A 19,625-nucleotide genomic window follows, 5' to 3' on the forward strand; every position below is an offset into this window, starting at 1 on the left:
TCCGATTCCGGTCCAGCCCTTTGCAATTGGTTTTTGTGGTTAACCTTGAGCCATGATGCATCACTCCCTGCCGGCCAACACCACCCCCTCCACCCCCTCCACCCCCTCCACCCCCTCCACCCCTTCGACGCCGCGCGTCAGCCTCGCGCTTCAGGGCGGGGGCTCGCACGGTGCGTTCACTTGGGGCGTGCTGGATGCCTTGTTGGAGGACGGCCGCGTTGGCTTTGAGGGCATCAGTGGCACCAGCGCCGGCGCTATGAATGCCGTGGCGCTGGCACATGGCTTCGCCCAAACACCGGCCTACAAAGACCCGCGTGACGCCGCGCGTGAATCCCTGGCCCACTTCTGGAATGGCGTGGCCAGTCTGGGCGGCCTGTCGCCCGCGCAGCAAGCGCCGTTTGACCTCTTGTTTGGTCACATCAACACCAACAACTCCCCGGCAGCCGTTTGGGGACAGGCCATGACGGCGTTCTGGTCCAGCGCCGTGTCCCCGTACCAGAGCAACCCCTTTGACATCAACCCCTTGCGCCAGTTTCTGGACAGCCATGTTGATTTCGAAGCCATTCAAGGCATGAAAGCGCTGAAGTTGTTTGTGGTCGCTACCCGGGTGTCCACTGGGCAGGCCGAGGTGTTCTCAGGCGAGCGACTGACGGTGGATGCGGTCATGGCATCGGCCTGCCTGCCCACGATGTTTCAAGCGGTGGAGATTGAAGGCGACCATTTTTGGGATGGCGGCTACTCCGGCAACCCGGCCATTCACCCCTTGATTTACAACTGCACCGGGCGCGACATTGTGCTGGTGCAGATCAACCCGATCAAACGCGACAAGCTACCCACCAACAGCGCCGAGATCATGGACCGCATCAATGAGGTCACGTTTAATGCCGGCCTGATCGCCGAAATGCGCGCCATTGATTTCGTGAAGCGCCTGCTCGCAGAAGGCCGACTGGACCCAGCCCATTACAAAGACGTCTTGCTACACCGCATTGATGGCGGCGAGGCGCTGGAGGCTTATGCGGCGTCTACCAAGGCCTCCACCGGTGGCAAGCTGATTCACGCCTTGCGTGATTTGGGGCAGGTCCATGGCCGCGATTGGCTGGCCCGGCATTTCAACGACCTGGGCGTGCGCTGCACCGTGGACATCAAACGCGACTACCTCGATGACTTGCGCGTCCCTGTCAAACACCGCACGCCACGCGACGCCATTTAGCCACCACGCAGGGGCTTGAGCAAGTCGGACAGGCCGTTGTGATCAATCTCATGCATGAGGCCCAGTAGGCGCCCGATCTCGCCTTTGGGCACCCCTTCCCGCACAAACCAGCGCAGGTAGTCTCCCGGCAAGTCGGCCATGATGCGGCCCTTGTACTTGCCAAACGGCATGGTGCGGGTGACGAGCAGTTGCAAGTCTTCTGGGTTCATGGTCATCCGCCCGCGCGCTTGACGGTGAAGCCTTGCCCTTTCAACGCCTCGATGACACGATCGCAGTGATCACCCTGCACCTCAATGACGCCGTCTTTGACCGTGCCACCCGACCCGCAGGCCGTTTTCAGTTGCTTGCCCAAGGTCATCAAGGCCAATGGGTCCAACGTCAAACCACGCACCAGCGTCACACCCTTGCCGGCGCGCCCTTTGGTTTCGCGCGATACCCGCACAATGCCGTCGCCAGCCGGTGTGGGTTTCGCGGCGCTGCAGCGGCAGTCCGCCGTCGCCTGTCGGCAGGTGGGGCACATGCACCCGCTGTCGGTGGAGTAAACCAGGCCGCCCTGGGTGGATCTGGGTTTCATGAATCAACTCGTCCTTGCAACATCATTGCATTATCCAAAGTTTGACCGCCCCGTATTGCCAACGCCCACAAGGCCAAGCCCACCAACACCGTCACCCCGTGAGCTGCGGCCAATTTGAACGCACTGTCAAACAACAGTGGCGCCACCAAACCGGAGATCATGGCAAACAAAAACATCTGAATAAAGCCCTGCATGGAGGCCGCCAGGCCAGTCATGCTCGGGAAGCGAGCCAGCGCCCGCACCGACAGGCCCGGCATGGCCAGCGCCAAGCCAAAGGTGTAAACAAATATCGGCATCACCGCGAAAGGCACGCGCGCCACCCAGACGGCGGTGTAGATCAGGTTGGCAGCCACGGCGACCACCATGACCGCAAACCCCACTCCAATCAGGCGCCCCGGATCAACCCGGTGGGCCAGGCGACCGCTCACACCCGAACCCATCACCATGCCGCCAATCATGGGCACGAACAGCCAACCAAAGGCGGTTTCGGACTGATGCAGGATGGTCATTACAAAGGCCGCCGCCGACCCGACGTAAAGGGCGACCCCGCCAAAGACAAAGGCCAGGCTCAGGGAAAGCAACACAAACTGCCGGTCGCGCACACAGCGCAGGTAGTTGCGGCCGATCGGTCCCCAAACGAAGGGCGAGCGTTTGGCGGGCGGCAGGGTTTCGGGCAAAAACCGAACACAGATCAACCACATGAGCGCACTAAAGCCCCCCATGAAGACGAAGGTGGAGCGCCAGCCCCAGGTGGTCTGCATCCAACCCCCGATGATCGGCGCCAGGGCTGGGGCCACGCCAAAGACCATCATGACCACAGCCGTGGCCCGCTGGGCGTCATGCCCCTTGAAATGATCCTGCACCATGGCACGCCCCACAATGCCACCCGCGCCCGAGGCCAAGCCCTGCAGGGCGCGCAAAACCACCAAGGCCCCCAAAGTCGGCGCCCAGGCCGCGGCGAAAGAAGTCACAGTGAACACCGCCATGGCCACCACCAACACCCGGCGCCGGCCGAACGAGTCTGACAAGGTGCCAAAAAACAGCATCATCACGGCCATGCACAGGATGTAAATACTGAGCGTTTGCTGCACCGCCGCGGCCGACGCGCGAAAGGTGCTGCCAATGGCCGGAAGCGAAGGCAAGTAGGTGTCGATACCAATCGGCCCGACCATGGATAACATGGCCAGTACGACGATCAAAAGGGAGTCTTGCATTGATTTACCGAGTCACTCAAAAGTTAATGCTATAAAAATAATAGCTGCACCCGCAATATAGACGGGGGCCATGTGCCAAAATGGCATTCAAGTTTCAAACAGGAGTCATTTCATGTCACGTCAGACTGTGTGGGCCACCAAAGTGTGTGCCCTGATTCAGGGTGGCAACAGCGCTGCGGCACTGGCGCAAATCAAAGTCGCGCCCACGGTCAAAGACCTCAAAGACCTTCGAACCCTGCTACAAGCGGCCAAGCTGCTCGCCAGACACCCCGCCATTGACACCGCCACTCAGGACATGATCGACGCACTGGCCGCACCGCGCTTGCACCGCTCACCCTAATCAAGCGGCGGCACAGCGGGCGGTCTAGGGCAGCTGATCCAAGGCGTGCATGTACTCCGGCTGCACCATCAGGCTGTCCCAGTCCGGGGCAGCGACGCGCGGCAGCAGTGCCAACCGGCGCTCCTCGCTCACCTCCTGCGGTGCCCAATCCCCTTTGAGTTGAGCCTCGGTCATGCCGTCAATCAAGGCATCCACCGCTTGTCCGCCATCAAGCGACTGGTTGCACAAAAGCACCATGTCGCAGCCCGCGCGCAATGCGGCCATGGCCGCCTCGGTGAAGCTGACCTCTTTGCCGTCCAACAGGCGGGCGCCGGCCATCGACAGATCATCACTGAAAATCGCGCCGTTGAAACCCAGTTGCGTGCGAAGGATGTCATTCAGCCATTTGGACGAAAATCCGGCCGGGCGCGCATCAACCTTGGGGTAAATCACATGAGCCGGCATGACGCTGCACAGGGTCGTGCTAAGCCAGTCATAAGGCGCTGAGTCGTCGGCCAGAATGGCTTTCAGGCTGCGCTTGTCCACCGGAATATCGACATGGGAGTCGGCCTTGACATAGCCATGGCCAGGAAAATGTTTGCCGCAGTTGGCCATGCCGCTTTGCATCAAGCCGTGCATCAGGCTCTTGGCCAGCAGACTGACCACACGCGGGTCGCGGGCGAAGGCACGGTCACCAATGACACTGCTTTCGCCAAAATCCAGATCTAGCACCGGGGTGAAGCTGAAGTCCACGCCACAAGCGCGCAGCTCGGCCCCCAGCACAAAGCCACAGGCGGTGGCCGCGTTAGTGGCCTGCATGGCACCGGCGCCCTCGCCCCGTTTGCCGTCGTTCAGCCACAACTCGCCCAGCGCCCGCATGGCGGGAATGTGGGTGAAACCGTCGGTTCTGAAGCGCTGTACCCGCCCGCCCTCGTGGTCCACACAAATCAGCAGGTCACGTCGCACCTTTTTGATGGCACGGCACAGTTTCGTCAATTGCTCGCGGTCTTGCCAGTTGCGCCCAAACAGGGTGACCCCGCCCACCAGTGGGTGCTTCAAACGCCGACGGTCCACGGCGGTGAGCGACAGGCCTTCGACATCAATAATCAGGGGGGCGTGAGGAGTCATGGTGATGGGGGTTGTGTCAGGTTAATGAGGCGGTGAGGGCTGAGCCGCTACGATTAGCATAGCGGCTTGCGCTCACCAACAAATGGCTAGGGCGTCTTTTGACTCTTTACTTCGACCACACAAAAACTGGCTGCATAGTCGGTTTCATCGGTGACGGTGACCAAGGCAGTCAGGTTGCGGGACTCAAACCAGTCTTTCAAGCCGCCGTGGAGCACGATGGTGGGCTTGCCGCTGGGCAGCTTGCCAATTTCACACAGGCGCCAGGTCATGGGCATGGTCATGCCCAGTCCGATGGCTTTGCTGAAGGCTTCTTTGGCACTGAAACGCGTGGCCAGGTAACGAATACCCCGCTCTGGCCAGCGCGCGCTGCGCTCTTTCCAGGTGGTGAATTCGGCCTCGCTCAAAATCTTGTGCGCAAAACGGTCGCCATGGCGCTCGAAGCTGGCCCGAATGCGCCGCACGTCACAAATGTCAGTGCCGATGCCGTAAATCAATTCAAACCTCCGTGGCGATGCCAACGCACGCCAAATAGGCGAGCACGGTATCCCGGTAGCCCATCTCCAGGGCATCGGCAATCAAGGCGTGACCAATGGACACTTCGCTCACGCCGGGAACGCGCTGAACAAAGGCGGCGAGGTTGTCACGATTCAAGTCATGGCCAGCATTAACACCCAACCCTGCGTCCAGCGCCGCCTGGGCGGCCAAGGCAAAGCGCAGCAACTCAGCCTCTTGCTGCGGGGTGCCCCAGGCGGCCGCAAAGGGTTCGGTGTACAGCTCGACACGATCGGCACCAATGGTTTTGACTGCAGCCATCGCGGAAGCGTCCGCGTCCATGAACAAACTGACCCGCACGCCCAGACTCTGGGCCTCGGCAATCAAGGGGCGCAGACGCTCGCCATCCTGCGCCAGATTCCAGCCATGGTCGCTGGTGAATTGGCCTTCCGAATCCGGCACGAAGGTGCATTGCTGGGGACGAAATTCCCGCACAAACGCCATCAGGTTTTGAAACGGGTTGCCTTCGATATTGAGTTCGCGCTGAGGCCAGGTTTTCATCAGCTGCGCCAAGTCACTCACATCGTCGGCGCGAATATGACGCTCGTCGGGGCGGGGGTGAACGGTAATGCCGTGGGCGCCGGCCTCCAGGCACAAGATGGCGGCACGGGTCACACTGGGAATCCCCAAATGCCGGGTGTTGCGCACCAGGGCGACTTTATTCAAATTGACGGAAAGCGCAGTGTGGTTCATAGGGACTGTAGATCGATCATGATTTGCCGCGTGCGCAAAGTGCTCACCCCGCAATGGTAATTGAGCAGCGTGCGCAGCTGTGGTTTCAGCTCCAGCGTCACCGCCGAGCAGGCCCGCAAGGTCGCCGTGAAAGGCGCGCCGGGCAACACTGCCTTTTGCAGCGCCAGCCACTGGGCGCCGGTCAGACTGGCGCGATCTTCCATTCCCGCTAGACGCAAACCGCCCTCGGCCACCAGGTGATACCGGGTGTCGGGGTCAAGGGCCAGCAGGGTTGTGGTCTGGGCATCCAGCAGCGGCAAGAAGCCAATCTCGCGCAGCAGCAGCAACTCAAAGGTACGCAGGGCAGCTTCCAGCAAAGCCACATGGCGGGAGGCAATCACCTGCACGACGCTGGCATACACATCGAACAACGCTGGATGGGGGTCGTCGCGCGCCAGCAATTTAAGCAGCAACTCATTGAGGTAGTAGCCTGACATGAGCGCATCACCCGTAGGCATGACGTGACCGCCCTGCCACTCGGCACTCCTTAGCGTGCGTATCTCGGCGTCACCGCCAAATGCCAGTTGCAAAGGCTGCAGCGGCAGCAAGATCGGCCGAAAGCTGGAACTTGGACGCTTGGCCCCTTTGGCCACCAGTGCCACGCGACCATGATGGCGCGTGAAAACTTCCACAATCAGGCTGGACTCGCTCCAGTCATAGCGGTGCAGGACAAAGGCCGGCTCCTCAGAGATGCGCTGCGTGGCCACGGGCGATCAACAGATCACTCGTATCCGAAGGAGCGAACGCGGGCTTCATCATCGGCCCAGCCGGAGCGAACCTTGACCCACATTTCGATGAAGACTTTGCAATCGAGTGCTTTTTCCAACTCGACGCGGGTCTCCATGCCTATGCGCTTGATTCGCTCACCCTTGTCACCAATGACCATGGCTTTATGAGTGTCGCGCTCGACGACAATCGTGGCCGCGATCTTGAGTAAGCGCTTTTGCTTGCCGCGCCCTGGTTCTTCCTCGAACTTGTCGATGATCACTGTGGAGGTGTAAGGCAGCTCATCACCCGTCAAACGGAACAGCTTTTCACGCACCGTTTCGCTGGCGAGAAACTTCTCACTGCGGTCGGTTAACTCGTCAGCGGCGTACCACCAGGCTTGCTCAGGCAGGTATTTCTCGCAAATACCTAACATGCGGTCAATGTCTTTGGCATTTTTGGCCGACATCGGTACAAACTCCGCAAATGCATGGCGTTGCTGCATCTCCTGCAACCAGGGTGCAATATCGGCCCGGCGGTTGACTTGGTCCAGCTTGTTGGCCACCAACAGAGTGGGTACCTCTTTGCTCAGCAAGGCCAGAACTTTCGCATCGGCCTGGTTAAACATACCCGCTTCGACGACAAACAAAATCAGGTCCACGTCGCCCACAGCGCCCATGACGGTTTTGTTCAGCGAGCGGTTCAGCGCATTGTTGTGTCGGGTCTGAAATCCAGGAGTGTCGACAAAAACAAACTGTGTCGCGCCCTTGGTGTGCATGCCGGTAATACGATGCCGCGTGGTTTGCGCCTTGCGCGAGGTGATGCTGATCTTTTGTCCCACCAATGCATTCATCAGGGTGGACTTGCCCACATTGGGTTTGCCCACAATGGCGACCAGACCGCAGCGCTGGCCCTCGACCGGCGCACCAGCGGCACCGACGGGCTTGGTGGTTTTGAGCATGCCTTGCAACATGCTTTCCAGGTCAACCTGGATGTCGACCCCGGTGTCTTCTGCAGCGGTAGCTGGGTTTTTAGGGGTTTTCGTCATTTTGCTTTTGCCTTGAGTGTTTGCAGCATCACGGCCGCTGCGGCCTGTTCACCAGCGCGGCGGGAAATCCCGATGCCGCGCTCTGTCAAGTTAAATTCCACAACTTCGCATTCGACATCGAATGTCTGCTTGTGCGCCGCGCCGAGCGTAGCAACCACTTTATAGAGTGGTACTTTCATTTTTCGGCCCTGAAGCCATTCCTGCAGTTCCGTCTTGGGATCCTTCCCGATGGCGTCCATATTCGCGTTGATCTCCACGGATTGGAAAAGTCGATGCACCAACTGCTGCGCGGCAACAAAGCCGGCATCGAGGTACACCGCACCAATCACCGCTTCCAGCGCATCGGCCAAAATAGAAGGCCGCTTCTGCCCACCTGAGCGCATCTCGCCTTCTCCCAGTCGAAGCAGAATGGGTAGGCCAATGTCCACCGCCAAACGGTGCAAGGTATCTTGCTTCACCAGATTGGCGCGTACACGGGACAAGTCACCTTCAGGCAAGTCGCTCAGACGCTCGTAGAGCAAATCAGCCACGGCGAGATTCAATACTGAATCTCCCAGAAACTCCAGCCGCTCGTTGTGATCCGCCGAAAAGCTGCGGTGGGTCAGCGCCTGCCGCAACAATCCACTGTTCTTAAACTCATGCTGCAATCGTGTTTGCAGCGCATTCAAACCATCAATCAATCAATTACCTCGGTCAGGGCGTCCTACTTGGATCGCCCGCTGTATTTAAGTGTCAGGTACGCCGGGCCGGTCAAATGGATTTCCCGTTCATAGGCAAAACTGACGACCACCTTGTCATTGACTTTGGTAATCTCCAAGTCTTTACCCGTGATGCTGGAGATGTACTCAATATTCGCGGCCTTATCGAACACGCTTCGTATGGCAGCGACGGTATCGCCATCCGTCGCCGCCTTGTTGACGGCTTTCTGTACAGTGCGGAACTCGGTGTAGGTGGGCACCACTTGCATGCCCACCGCCACTGTCACAGCCACCAATCCGGCGACAAAAAGCAAACCGATGAAGGTCATGCCACCTTGGCGGCTCTTAGATGAAAGGGTCATACCTGTCTCCATTGCACAAAAAACAAAGGTCAATCGAAAGAGCCAATGCGTTTGAGATCGCCGAAATTCATCCAGACAAAAAAGGCTTTGCCCACGATATTTTTATCGGGAACAAAACCCCAATATCGGGAGTCAAGCGAGTTGTCGCGGTTGTCACCCATCATGAAGTAGTGACCTTGCGGAACCTTGCAAACAACACCTTCAACACTGTATCGACAGTTGTCTTTGAACGCAAAGTCGTCAACGCCCGGAATGAAAGCCGGGCGACTGTCATCGTTCAGAATGCCATGGGTCTTGTCACCAAGTACCTCTTGGTATTGCTTGAAGTAACGCATCACATCATCGTCAAAGAACTCGGGCAGAGCTTTTGTGTCGATGACAGCGCCGTTGATGGTCAGTCGCTTGTTGAGGTAAGCCACTTCATCCCCAGGCACGCCCACCACACGCTTGATGTAGTCCAGACTGGGTTTGGGGGGGTAGCGAAATACCATGACATCGCCCCGTTTGGGCGCTGTTCCGTCGGTGATCTTGGTATTGATGACTGGCAATCGCACACCGTAGTGAAATTTATTCACCAAGATCAAGTCGCCAATATGCAGGGTTGGAATCATCGAGCCCGACGGAATCTTGAAAGGCTCAAAAAAGAACGAACGCAGCACGAACACCGCAATGATCACGGGGAAAAGCCCTGCAGTCCAGTCCAACCACCAAGGCTGCGCGAGAATTCGTTCTCGACCTGCCGCGACATCGCCGTCGACTTGACTGATGCCCATCTGACCCAGTTCAGCGCGTCGGCGTGTCACCTCAGCCTCCAGCAAGTCAGCCGCCTTTTGCCGTTCAGGCAAAAAATGGAACCGTTCTGCCAGCCAATAGATACCGGTCACCACGCTTGCCAGAAGCAGCAACAGCGCGAAATTCCCCTCAACTCTGCCGAAATACCATGTACTCACATAACCCACAAAGGACGCGAGGATCAAAGAAGTAAGCGCCTGCATTAGCCGTCCACCTGCAAAATGGCCAGAAATGCCTCTTGCGGCACTTCGACGGATCCGATCTGTTTCATACGCTTTTTGCCCTCTTTTTGTTTGTCCAGCAGTTTTCGTTTGCGAGAAATGTCGCCGCCGTAGCATTTGGCGATCACGTTCTTGCGCATGGCCTTGATCGATTCGCGGGCAATAATGTTGGAGCCAATGGCAGCCTGAATGGCCACGTCATACATTTGGCGCGAGATAGTTTCCCGCATCTTGGCGACAACGGCTCGACCCCGATACAAGGATTGCGAGCGGTGAACGATGATGGACAGCGCATCAACCTTTTCACCATTAAGCAAAATGTCCACTTTCACGACGTCCGCAGCGCGGTACTCCTTGAACTCGTAGTCCATTGAGGCGTAACCTCGAGAAACCGATTTGAGTTTGTCAAAGAAATCCAACACGATTTCTGCCAAAGGCATTTCATAGGTGAGCATCACCTGGCGGCCGTGATAGGCCATATTCATTTGCACGCCGCGCTTTTGGTTCGCCAAAGTCATGACGGCGCCGACATAGTCCTGTGGCATGTAGAGATGCACGGTAACAATCGGCTCCCGAATCTCGTCCATTCGCCCTTGGTCAGGCATCTTGGAGGGGTTTTCGACCATCCTCACCTCGCCATCCGCGGACACAACCTGATAGACCACGCTAGGCGCCGTCGTGATCAGGTCTTGGTCAAACTCGCGCTCCAGACGCTCCTGAACAATCTCCATGTGCAGCAAGCCCAGGAAACCGCAACGAAAACCAAACCCAAGCGCCTGTGACACCTCTGGTTCGTAGTGGAGGGACGAGTCGTTGAGCTTCAGCTTTTCGAGACTGTCACGCAGCCCTTCGTATTGATTGGCTTCGGTGGGATACAAACCAGCAAACACTTGCGGTTGAATCTCCTTGAATCCAGGTAGCGGCTCAGTCGCGGTAAAGGCCGCTCCGCCTGTTCCAGCCTTGATCAAGGTAATCGTGTCCCCCACCTTGGCCGCCTGCAATTCGCGGATGCCCGCGATGATGTAGCCCACCTCGCCCGCCTCCAACGAATCCCGTGGCTCGTTGCCGGGCGTGAACACGCCGAGATTATCAGCGTTGTAGCTCGTGCCGGTCGCCATCATCTTGAACCGTTCGCCTTTGCCAAGGCGACCATCGACCACCCGCACCAACATGACGACACCGACATAGGTGTCGAACCAGCTGTCCACAATCATGGCTCGTAGCGGGCCAGTAGCATTTCCCTTGGGCGCGGGAATCCGGGCAACGACGGCTTCCAGAATGTCGTCGATGCCCATGCCGGACTTGGCCGAACAAGGGATGGCATGGGTCGCGTCAATGCCGATGACATCTTCAATTTCCAACTTGGCGTTGTCAGGGTCCGCGTTGGGCAAGTCCATTTTATTGAGGACAGGCACTACCTCGACACCCAGCTCCAGCGCTGTGTAGCAGTTGGCAACGGTTTGCGCTTCAACGCCCTGGCTGGCATCAACCACCAGCAAGGCGCCTTCACAAGCGGAGAGTGATCGACTCACCTCATAGGAAAAGTCGACGTGTCCTGGCGTGTCGATCAGATTGAGGTTGTAAACCTTGCCGTCCAGCGCTTTGTATTTCAATGCCGCTGTTTGCGCCTTGATGGTAATTCCGCGCTCTTTCTCGATGTCCATCGAATCCAGAACTTGGGCTTCCATCTCACGGGCCTGAAGTCCGCCACAACGCTGAATCAAACGGTCTGCCAAGGTGGACTTGCCGTGGTCAATATGCGCAATGATCGAAAAATTTCGGATGTGATTCATCAACGGGAACACTTAAAGGATTGAATTAAAACGGCCGGACATGAAAAAAGGGCGCATCGAAATCTGACGCGCCCTGAACCAACAATCTTTGGCAACTGCGATAGCTGGATAGTCATTGTAGGCAAAAAGCCAAAACCTGACAGCCGAGGCATCCGTGACCTTGAGTCGTTGCAGCGCAGCAACAAGCATTTTATACACAACTTATCAACAATTTCCGGAAAAGACCCGAAGAAGACCCTGTGTGCAAACGGCAGATGAAACACACAGACTCACCCCTTTCATGGGGTGCGCTGTCAATGCCGCCAAACGATGATCCAGTTGGGTCGTGTTGCATTCTAACCAAGGGCGCCATTGGGCCCCCGGCTATTCACCGCTCAGGGACAGGCAAAAGTCGCCAAGCTCGCAACATTAAGGCGCCAAACGTATCAGTGCGTATTGCGCCCACTCTCCACGGCGAAACAATACATTGACCGTTTTCTCCTTGGCCGCTTTAAATACAGCTGCTTCAAACTGCTTCATGTTCAGCACCTCTGTGTTGGCAATCGACACGATGATGTCACCTTCACGCAGGCCGGCCCGGGCTGCCGCCTCGTTCGCGGCGTCAACTTTGACGCCGCCCTTTAGACTCAACTCCTTCATTTGCATCTCCGACAGCTCCGACACAGCCAAGCCAAGTACCTGCCCCGCAGAAGAAGTTTTTGGCTTCTCCTCTTTGCCCTTCGCTTTCTTGACAGGTGTGTCTGCTTCGAGTTCGCCAATGGTGACTATCAGATCGTTGTAGGTACCACGGCGAAACACTGTGACGACACTTTTGGATCCTGGTTTGGTGTTGCCAACCATACGCGGCAGATCGCTGGCTTTTTCAACCGCTTTGCCTTCAAAGCGGGTAATGATGTCTCCCGCCTCTATGCCTCCTTTGTCTGCCGGTGCGCCTGTTTCAACCCCGCGCACCAATGCGCCCGTGGCTTCTCCCAGCCCGATCGATTCGGCAATCTCTTTGGTCACCTGATCAATCTGCACCCCGATCCGACCTCTGGTCACCCTTCCAGATGCGCGGAGTTGTTCGCTAACCCGTGTTGCCTCGTCCATCGGTATCGAAAAAGAAATACCCATAGAGCCACCCGAGCGTGAGTAGATTTGGCTGTTAATGCCAACTACTTCGCCGCGCATATTGATCAGTGGGCCGCCAGAGTTACCTGGGTTAATCGCGACATCGGTTTGAATAAAAGGCAGGTAGTCACCTGTGTCGCGCTGCTTCGCGCTCACAATGCCTGCCGTCACCGTATTTTCCAGACCAAACGGCGATCCAATCGCCATGACCCACTCTCCGACTTTCAGGCGGTTCACATCACCAATCCTGACCGCGGGCAACCCAGTCGCCTCAATTTTCACGACAGCAACGTCGCTGCGCTTGTCAGCACCAACTATTTTGGCTTTGAACTCTCGCTTGTCAGTCAACGTGACGATGACTTCGTCTGCATCCTCCACCACATGGGCATTTGTCATGATGAAGCCGTCCGAAGACAAAATGAAGCCCGAACCCACGCCACGAGGTTGCTCCTCTTGCTGCGGGTTGTTTTGACGAGGAGCCTGGCGCGGCACATTGGGAATGGGAAGTCCAAAACGCCGGAAGAACTCCAGCATTTCTTCCTCGCCAGGGCTACCCGCTGCCGTGCGGGCTGCGACCTTTTCCAGTGTGCGAATATTGACTACCGACGGGCCCACCTGCTCCACCAATTGGGTGAAATCTGGCAAGTTGACGACCTGTGCGTGCGCAGAGGTCACAGGCAAAATTCCTGCGGTGACAGTCATCGCCAGCACGCTGGCGACCACGCCTGCATTCAGTGACGTCCATTTGAATTGATTCACAACTTATCCCTCTCAAATACTAGATATTTTGACGTCAAAAACATTGCTTATTTACGCCGTTCCAAACCACTGACAAAACTGTTCAGCGTCGTCTGGGGCACCTCGCCAACGGCAGTCACCCACCATTTTCCGATGCGTCTGGTTAGCGTATGAGTCGCACCCATTGCGTAGGCACCTGATTGGCTATGCCGGTTCGGGTCGAAAACCCCAACAAACAAAGACACCGTCGCAAGCCCGTCTGAAAACACCCACTGAAACACCTGTTCCTGACTGGCGTCGACCCCTGCTCCGGCCAGCAACATCCGCCTAAAGCAGCGAATGGACTTGAAGCCAGGAACCACTTTACTCATTGCCCAACCTTCAGCGACATCTGTTGTTTTGACCAATGACGGCTTCCGAACGTCGTAGCCTTCAGTATTGCCCATCAACTGGACCAACTCGCGGGCACTGACGGAGGCATTGAGCGTTAACTCAGAAAACGCGGACTGCTCTAGGACGCTGCCTGCGGTATCCAGCGTCTGCAGTTTGACAATCAACCCACTCTTCTTTTCAGTCCAGACTCGATAACCAAACCGGTGTTTATCCAATGACCGCATCAATACGACCTCGGCGTCGTATCCGGCCACTCGCTCGTTGCCCAGGCGCCTAACTTTGTAGAACTGTTCGATGTCCGAACTCACGGATTCCAACCAATTGGGGAAGGCCCCCATGCCCCCTCGACGTTCAGCAACCGCAACTCGAGTGACGGGCCAAAACGTCGTCACCTCGTCATCCCGGCGCAGTGTGGATCGGGGTACACCTGTGAGCGTGTCGACCCGCTCCAGTTGCTGGGCACCATCGCAAACATGCCAGATACGGGCACTGGACATATAGTCCCCGACCGACACAACAAACGTTCCAATATAGGCGCGGCGTCGGGACCCCTCATGTACATGCAACAGCCACTCACTGACACTAATCTCGGCTTGTTCAGGGCTGGCGCTTGACGCTGACGGTCGGGATTGAGCGATAGCCATAGAAGTCAGCGACGCAGCGCCCAAGCTTGCGATCGCCAGCGCACCGATCCGCAGCACCTGAGCGCATCTCATCACAAACACCCTCAACGCCCCACCCCGGTGAAAGTCGCACTGCGCACAAATCCAGTTGGATTTTGAAACGCAGAAGCGCCACCCGATTGCTGGTGCGCTGCCAACAACGCGTCCAACCGGGGATCTCGAATCATGACGCCTTGGTTGTCAATGACCAATGTATTGCCAGCGCCCGCCGCAATTCGGGGGGGGGCTACAGTCAAATCGGGCGTTGAGATGGGTGTCACTTGTGCGAATTCAACCTGTTTATCAAAATTGGCGGACATTTGCCAAACGACGAATGAAACGGCGCAAAGGGAGGCAATGCCGCCCCAGGCTTTCCAGCGAAACTGGGCTTCGTTTCCGGCAGGCATTGACTCAATCTGCCGCTCCAGACGACGCACATCGGGCCCGGACACAGAGATCTCCTTGTTGTTGACTGGTGTCACCTCTTGGGCCAGGTTGGACTTCAATCTCTGCAAAAACGCTCGATCCCTGTCGACGAACTGCAGCTCGCCCATTCTCATGAGATCGCCTACAACATGATAGGTGTGCCAGGTGGAGCGACTGTCGGGCGTTTCAAGCAACTTCATGGCGCGAGCGAACGCATCGCCGCGCAACTGCCCGTCGGCCATCGCCGATATGACTTCGTGATCATTCATATTTTCTTGTGCCATGACTCTTACCCCAACAACCCCTACCAACGCTTGCTTGTTTGTATCTCCAGCATCGGTTTAACCTTGCTAGAAATCGCCTCCCGGGCTCTGAATATCCGTGAGCGGACGGTACCGATCGGACAATTCATCACCTCACTAATCTCCTCATAGCTCAATCCTTCGATTTCCCGCAATGTCAACGCCTGTTGCAAATCGTCCGGCAACGCCATCAACGCGGCGTTGACAGCAGCAGCGATCTCCTTCGCAGCCAATGCAGTTTCGGGGGTCTCGTCTGCTATTGGTTCGTGTTTGACCCAAGAAGTTTCATCATCCTCATCATTTGATCTGAACGCGGCCTCAGACACAGTGGGGTCACGCTTCAAGTCGAGCAGAAATTTTTTGGCTGTGTTGACGGCGATGCGGTAGAGCCAAGTGTAAAACTGTGCATCTCCCCGGAATTGATGCAGTGCCCGATAGGCCCGGATGAAGGTCTCTTGCGCAATGTCCTCGACAAGATCCACATCTCGAACCATTCGTCCAATCAGTCGTTGTATTCGCCGTTGATACTTGATCACCAACAGCTCAAAGGCGGACTGATCACCTGCGGCAGCGCGTTGAACCAGCATGGCATCGCTATCTGCTTGGTCGACTGGCACAGGCGCACCTTCCGATTCAGTGCTCACGGGGACCCCTCAGACTTGGCGTGCACGGTTGTCCCATGATCGGCATAGACCGCCCGGCGCAGGGCCCGCCAGCGAACGGGATCAGAATTGCGCTCGGCCCAAAGCCACACCGGCCCGCCCTTTTCAGGCTGCAGAGTCATCACCATCAACATCTGACTGTCAAAATGAACTGCCACGGCGCCAGCAGTGGACTGGCGATCCACAGTCCATGTCCAACTCTCGCCCCCCCACACTAAATGGCCGGCCTCGGTCTGGTGCCAGGCGAGACCAGCCAGCGACAAAACAGCGCTCAAGACGATGAAAAAGAAAATCTGAGGGCCCAAAAACGCACCAGTGGCGCTCGCCCACATTCCTCCCACCAGAAATCCGGCAAGGCTGCAAGTCAGCAAAAAGTAGCCCTGAAAAACGGAACGCCCCACCGGATATTGAACCGCTGGGGCGCTATTCACGGGAAAGGTGATTTGCTTATTGATACTGACTTTCAAACAGAAAACTCAAGGTGCCCGCTTGAAGACCAGTGATCCGTTGGTGCCACCAAATCCAAAATTATTCTTCAAGGCGACGTCAATCTTCATGTCGCGAGCCGTATTGGCGCAATAGTCCAAATCGCACGCTGGATCCTGATTGAAAATATTGATGGTCGGAGGACTCTTCTGATGGTGAAGCGCCAACACAGTGAAAATCGACTCAATGCCACCGGCACCACCCAATAGGTGGCCAGTCATGGACTTGGTGGAATTCACCACCACCTTTTTGGCGTGATCGCCCAATGCAGCCTTAATCGCATTGCTCTCGTTCAAATCACCCAAGGGGGTGGATGTTCCGTGTGCATTAAGATAATCAATTTGATCAGCATTGACACCGGCATTGCGCATGGCACTCAACATCGCGCGTCGAGGCCCATCCATATTGGGGGCAGTCATGTGACCTGCGTCGCCGCTCATTCCAAAACCCGCCAGTTCTGCGTAAATTTTGGCGCCGCGTGCTTTGGCGTGTTCGTACTCCTCCAGCACCATTACACCAGCGCCTTCACCCAGAACAAACCCATCACGGTCTTTGTCCCAAGGTCGAGAGGCGGTTTTAGGATCGTCATTGCGTGTACTCAAAGCCCGCATCGCAGCAAAGCCGCCAACACCCAAGGGCGACACCGTGGACTCAGAACCACCCGCAATCATTACATCGGCATCGCCATATTCAATCATGCGCCCAGCCTCGCCGATGCAATGCAATCCGGTCGTGCAAGCCGTCACGATAGAAATATTGGGTCCTTTGAAGCCGAATCGCATGGAAATGTGACCGGCCACCATATTGACAATGGTGGAAGGAACAAAAAAGGGAGAAATTCGACGTGGGCCTCGCTGCGCATACTCCGTTTGTACGCTCTCGATCATGGGCAAACCACCGATTCCAGAGCCGACAACGCACCCAATCCGGGTGGCAAGGTCGTCATCCAATGCGTCACCCTGGGGGAGACCAGCGTCAGCAATCGCTTGCGCAGCTGCGGCGACACCGAAATGGATGAACCTATCCATGGTGCGCGCTTCTTTGGCACTGATATAGGAGTCCAAATCAAAGCCTTTGACTTCTCCCGCAATTTTGCAAGAGAAATTCGAGGCGTCAAATTTGGTTATGAAATCTATGCCGGATTGACCGGCCAGCAAGTTAGTCCAAGCGTCAGTGACCGTGTTGCCCACGGGACTGATACAACCTAAACCAGTTACAACAACGCGACGACGGGACATAGAATTTTTAGTCAATAGTTCGTCTGAAGAAAACCGTCAGTGACGGCATGAAACCAGATTCGCTGACTGGGACGCACCCTTAAGGGAGAAACACGCCTCGCAGCCAGCTAAAGCAGCGCTTACACGCTACTTGAATTACAAATTACGCTTTCTTGTGCGTATTGGCGTAATCAATGGCGTTTTGCACGGTGGTGATTTTCTCTGCATCTTCGTCAGGAATTTCAATTCCGAACTCATCTTCCAGTGCCATGACCAACTCTACAGTATCGAGAGAGTCTGCACCCAAATCAGCCACAAAGGCTTTTTCGCTGGTGACTTGTGACTCTTCCACACCGAGTTGTTCGGCAATAATTTTTTTGACGCGTGCTTCGATATCGCTCATGGGTTCCCTCAAAGGGTTGTGAATGGATCCGTGATTTTAGCCGGGCTTGGAGAGTTACCTCCAATCTAACTGCCGCACGGATAAATCGGCTTGCTTCGTAGTAATCAATTGGGTGCTGAGGCGCGAAATTTAACGCCACAGCACCAGAGGTCATCAGGACATATACATGCCGCCGTTGACATTCAACTCTTGCCCTGTCACATAAGCGGCTTCAGGCGATGCCAAATAGGCCACCGCGTGCGCAATGTCAGTGGGCTTGCCCAGGTGTCCCAGCGGAATCTGGCTCAACAGCGCTTTCTGCTGGTCTTCCAAGAGGCCGGCAGTCATGTCAGTTTCAATAAAACCGGGCGCTACGCAATTGACCGTGATATTTCGCGACCCCAACTCGCGCGCCAGCGCCCGAGTCATCCCGGCAACGCCAGCCTTGGCTGCAGCGTAATTCGCTTGTCCAGCGTTGCCGGACGCCCCCACCACTGAGGTAATACTGATAATGCGGCCGTAGCGCTGCTTCATCATGGTGCGCATCACCGCGCGACTCATGCGAAAGACTGCCTTCAAATTCGTATCAAGTACCGCATCCCACTCGTCATCCTTCATGCGCATGGCGAGGTTGTCACGGGTGATGCCTGCATTGTTCACGAGCACTTGCAAACCGCCGTGCTCTTTCACGATCGCGTCGATGAGGGCTTCAGATGACTTGGCATCATTCACATCCAGCGTCCGCCCACCACAGCCGGGGAACTGCGCCAAGGCGTCGGAGATTTTCTCGGCACCCGCATCGGTGGTGGCCGTACCGATGACTTTCAGGCCTCGCTTGGCCAGCGTCAATGCAATGGCCGCACCAATACCTCGGGACGCGCCTGTCACCAGAGCCACTTGACCGTCAAATTTAACTTCACTCATTTGGTTCACTCAACAGTACATTTTTAACGTCGGCCAAGGTGGCCGGGTCGAACAGCGCGAATCCGTTCAGTTCAGGGTCGATACGCTTGACCATGCCGGCCAGCACTTTGCCCGGACCGCACTCGACGACGCTCCTCACGCCGCGTGACTTGATGGCCTGTACACACTCCACCCAGCGCACAGGGCCAAAAGCCTGACGGTACAAGGCGTCCCGTATCGCGCTGACGTCTGAATGGATGGTCACGTCGATGTTGTTGATCAACGGAATTTGGGGGGCCAGGATCTCCACACTCTCAAGCTGAACGCGCAGTTTTTCCGCAGCGGGCTTCATCAGCGCCGAATGAAAAGGCGCCGACACCGGGAGCAGCAAAGCACGCTTGGCTCCATTGGCTTTCAGCACCTCACATGCTCTGTCAACAGCCGCTTTACTGCCCGCAATGACCGTTTGCATTGGGTCATTGAAGTTCACGGCCGCCACGACCTCTGACGAATCTGCACCCAGGGTCACCATCACCTCATCACACCCGGCGACTACTCTTGCAGCATCCATACCCAGAATGGCGGCCATGGCTCCGACACCAACTGGCACAGCTTCCTGCATAGCTTTGGCCCGGAAGCGCACCAGTGGCGCCGCCTGAGCCAGTGTCAATGAGCCAGCCGCCACCAAGGCAGAGTATTCGCCCAATGAGTGGCCGGCGACTGCGGCAGGGGCCAGACCGACCTCACTCATCCAGACACGGTACGCCGCGATCGCCGCAACCAACATAACTGGCTGCGTGTTGCTAGTCAGTGCCAACGCCTCTTTGGGGCCTTCTTTGATAAGCTGACCGACATCCTCGCCCAAGGCCTCGGAGGCCTCACTTAGGGTATCCCGAACAACCGGGTGATCTCCCCAAGCATCCAACATGCCAACCGACTGAGAGCCTTGGCCAGGAAAAACAAAAGCAAAAGGATTCATTAATTTGCCTCAAAAAT

The 19,625-nt window shown here is 56.7% G+C and carries 23 protein-coding genes; 2 read left to right on the forward strand and 21 right to left on the reverse strand.

Annotated elements, in window-relative coordinates:
- Window positions 1-52: 52 nt before the first annotated feature.
- Entirely contained in the window at window positions 53-1,210 is a 1,158-nt protein-coding gene (locus J8G15_RS09020) for a patatin-like phospholipase family protein (protein ID WP_370627527.1), read from the forward strand.
- Here the strand turns inward: J8G15_RS09020 and J8G15_RS09025 are convergent.
- Genes J8G15_RS09025 through J8G15_RS09035 form a run of 3 tightly spaced genes read right to left on the reverse strand, consistent with a single transcriptional unit; the run spans window position 1,207 to window position 2,998 of the window.
- Window positions 1,207-1,419: a DUF3820 family protein gene (locus tag J8G15_RS09025; protein WP_210547148.1), complete on the reverse strand. Its 213-nt coding sequence runs from the start codon at window positions 1,417-1,419 to the stop codon at window positions 1,207-1,209. The two genes, J8G15_RS09020 and J8G15_RS09025, sit on opposite strands and share 4 nt — an antisense overlap.
- A 2-nt stretch (window positions 1,420-1,421) precedes the next feature.
- Window positions 1,422-1,784, reverse strand: coding sequence for a translation initiation factor Sui1 (locus tag J8G15_RS09030; RefSeq protein ID WP_210547149.1), 363 nt, complete (start codon window positions 1,782-1,784; stop codon window positions 1,422-1,424).
- Complete coding sequence (locus J8G15_RS09035; protein WP_210547150.1) at window positions 1,781-2,998, reverse strand: multidrug effflux MFS transporter; 1,218 nt, start codon at window positions 2,996-2,998, stop codon at window positions 1,781-1,783. Before J8G15_RS09035 ends, J8G15_RS09030 begins: the two co-directional genes overlap by 4 nt.
- A 112-nt stretch (window positions 2,999-3,110) precedes the next feature.
- Between J8G15_RS09035 and J8G15_RS09040 the strand changes: the two genes are divergently transcribed.
- Window positions 3,111-3,338 carry a hypothetical protein gene (locus J8G15_RS09040; protein ID WP_210547151.1) on the forward strand — a complete coding sequence of 76 codons (228 nt, stop codon included), beginning with the start codon at window positions 3,111-3,113 and terminating at the stop codon, window positions 3,336-3,338.
- A gap of 24 nt (window positions 3,339-3,362) precedes the next feature.
- On the opposite strand, the gene nagZ is transcribed toward J8G15_RS09040, so the two are convergent.
- The 18 genes from nagZ to fabD all read right to left on the reverse strand — a co-directional run bounded on the left by nagZ (window position 3,363) and on the right by fabD (window position 19,608).
- Complete coding sequence (nagZ, locus tag J8G15_RS09045; RefSeq protein ID WP_210547152.1) at window positions 3,363-4,445, reverse strand: beta-N-acetylhexosaminidase; 1,083 nt, start codon at window positions 4,443-4,445, stop codon at window positions 3,363-3,365.
- A gap of 86 nt (window positions 4,446-4,531) precedes the next feature.
- On the reverse strand, window positions 4,532-4,939 hold the full coding sequence (gene acpS / locus J8G15_RS09050) for a holo-ACP synthase (protein WP_210547153.1): 408 nt from the start codon (window positions 4,937-4,939) through the stop codon (window positions 4,532-4,534).
- 1 nt (window position 4,940) lies between these two features.
- The gene (locus tag J8G15_RS09055) at window positions 4,941-5,690 is read right to left on the reverse strand and encodes a pyridoxine 5'-phosphate synthase (protein ID WP_210547154.1); all 750 of its coding nucleotides are present in this window, start codon (window positions 5,688-5,690) and stop codon (window positions 4,941-4,943) included.
- Complete coding sequence (gene recO / locus J8G15_RS09060) at window positions 5,687-6,436, reverse strand: DNA repair protein RecO (RefSeq protein WP_210547155.1); 750 nt, start codon at window positions 6,434-6,436, stop codon at window positions 5,687-5,689. The genes J8G15_RS09055 and recO overlap by 4 nt, the downstream gene beginning before the upstream one ends.
- A 14-nt stretch (window positions 6,437-6,450) precedes the next feature.
- On the reverse strand, window positions 6,451-7,407 hold the full coding sequence (era, locus tag J8G15_RS09065) for a GTPase Era (RefSeq protein WP_370627543.1): 957 nt from the start codon (window positions 7,405-7,407) through the stop codon (window positions 6,451-6,453).
- Between the two features lie 71 nt (window positions 7,408-7,478).
- Entirely contained in the window at window positions 7,479-8,162 is a 684-nt protein-coding gene (gene rnc / locus J8G15_RS09070) for a ribonuclease III (RefSeq protein WP_210547156.1), read from the reverse strand.
- A 23-nt stretch (window positions 8,163-8,185) separates the two neighbouring features.
- Window positions 8,186-8,542 (reverse strand): DUF4845 domain-containing protein, encoded by a 357-nt coding sequence (locus J8G15_RS09075; RefSeq protein ID WP_210547157.1) that lies wholly within the window; start codon window positions 8,540-8,542, stop codon window positions 8,186-8,188.
- A 29-nt stretch (window positions 8,543-8,571) separates the two neighbouring features.
- Window positions 8,572-9,537, reverse strand: a complete 966-nt coding sequence (lepB, locus tag J8G15_RS09080) for a signal peptidase I (RefSeq protein WP_210547158.1) — start codon at window positions 9,535-9,537, stop codon at window positions 8,572-8,574.
- The gene (gene lepA, locus J8G15_RS09085; protein ID WP_210547159.1) at window positions 9,537-11,348 is read right to left on the reverse strand and encodes a translation elongation factor 4; all 1,812 of its coding nucleotides are present in this window, start codon (window positions 11,346-11,348) and stop codon (window positions 9,537-9,539) included. The genes lepB and lepA overlap by 1 nt, the downstream gene beginning before the upstream one ends.
- A 408-nt stretch (window positions 11,349-11,756) precedes the next feature.
- The gene (locus tag J8G15_RS09090) at window positions 11,757-13,160 is read right to left on the reverse strand and encodes a Do family serine endopeptidase (RefSeq protein WP_210547520.1); all 1,404 of its coding nucleotides are present in this window, start codon (window positions 13,158-13,160) and stop codon (window positions 11,757-11,759) included.
- Between the two features lie 104 nt (window positions 13,161-13,264).
- Window positions 13,265-14,233 (reverse strand): MucB/RseB C-terminal domain-containing protein, encoded by a 969-nt coding sequence (locus J8G15_RS09095; protein ID WP_240538493.1) that lies wholly within the window; start codon window positions 14,231-14,233, stop codon window positions 13,265-13,267.
- Window positions 14,234-14,316: 83 nt separating this feature from the next.
- Window positions 14,317-14,946: a sigma-E factor negative regulatory protein gene (locus J8G15_RS09100; protein WP_210547161.1), complete on the reverse strand. Its 630-nt coding sequence runs from the start codon at window positions 14,944-14,946 to the stop codon at window positions 14,317-14,319.
- 35 nt (window positions 14,947-14,981) lie between these two features.
- Window positions 14,982-15,566, reverse strand: a complete 585-nt coding sequence (gene rpoE, locus J8G15_RS09105; RefSeq protein WP_210547521.1) for an RNA polymerase sigma factor RpoE — start codon at window positions 15,564-15,566, stop codon at window positions 14,982-14,984.
- Window positions 15,567-15,619: 53 nt separating this feature from the next.
- Entirely contained in the window at window positions 15,620-16,072 is a 453-nt protein-coding gene (locus J8G15_RS09110) for a hypothetical protein (protein WP_210547162.1), read from the reverse strand.
- Between the two features lie 45 nt (window positions 16,073-16,117).
- Window positions 16,118-17,365 carry a beta-ketoacyl-ACP synthase II gene (gene fabF / locus J8G15_RS09115; protein WP_210547163.1) on the reverse strand — a complete coding sequence of 416 codons (1,248 nt, stop codon included), beginning with the start codon at window positions 17,363-17,365 and terminating at the stop codon, window positions 16,118-16,120.
- 142 nt (window positions 17,366-17,507) lie between these two features.
- Window positions 17,508-17,747, reverse strand: coding sequence for an acyl carrier protein (gene acpP / locus J8G15_RS09120; RefSeq protein WP_114973157.1), 240 nt, complete (start codon window positions 17,745-17,747; stop codon window positions 17,508-17,510).
- 153 nt (window positions 17,748-17,900) lie between these two features.
- Window positions 17,901-18,650, reverse strand: coding sequence for a 3-oxoacyl-ACP reductase FabG (gene fabG / locus J8G15_RS09125; RefSeq protein ID WP_210547164.1), 750 nt, complete (start codon window positions 18,648-18,650; stop codon window positions 17,901-17,903).
- Window positions 18,643-19,608, reverse strand: coding sequence for an ACP S-malonyltransferase (gene fabD, locus J8G15_RS09130; protein ID WP_210547165.1), 966 nt, complete (start codon window positions 19,606-19,608; stop codon window positions 18,643-18,645). The genes fabG and fabD overlap by 8 nt, the downstream gene beginning before the upstream one ends.
- Window positions 19,609-19,625: the final 17 nt, after the last annotated feature.

It is taken from the genome of Rhodoferax sp. PAMC 29310, assembly GCF_017948265.1.
Taxonomy (GTDB): domain Bacteria; phylum Pseudomonadota; class Gammaproteobacteria; order Burkholderiales; family Burkholderiaceae_C; genus Rhodoferax.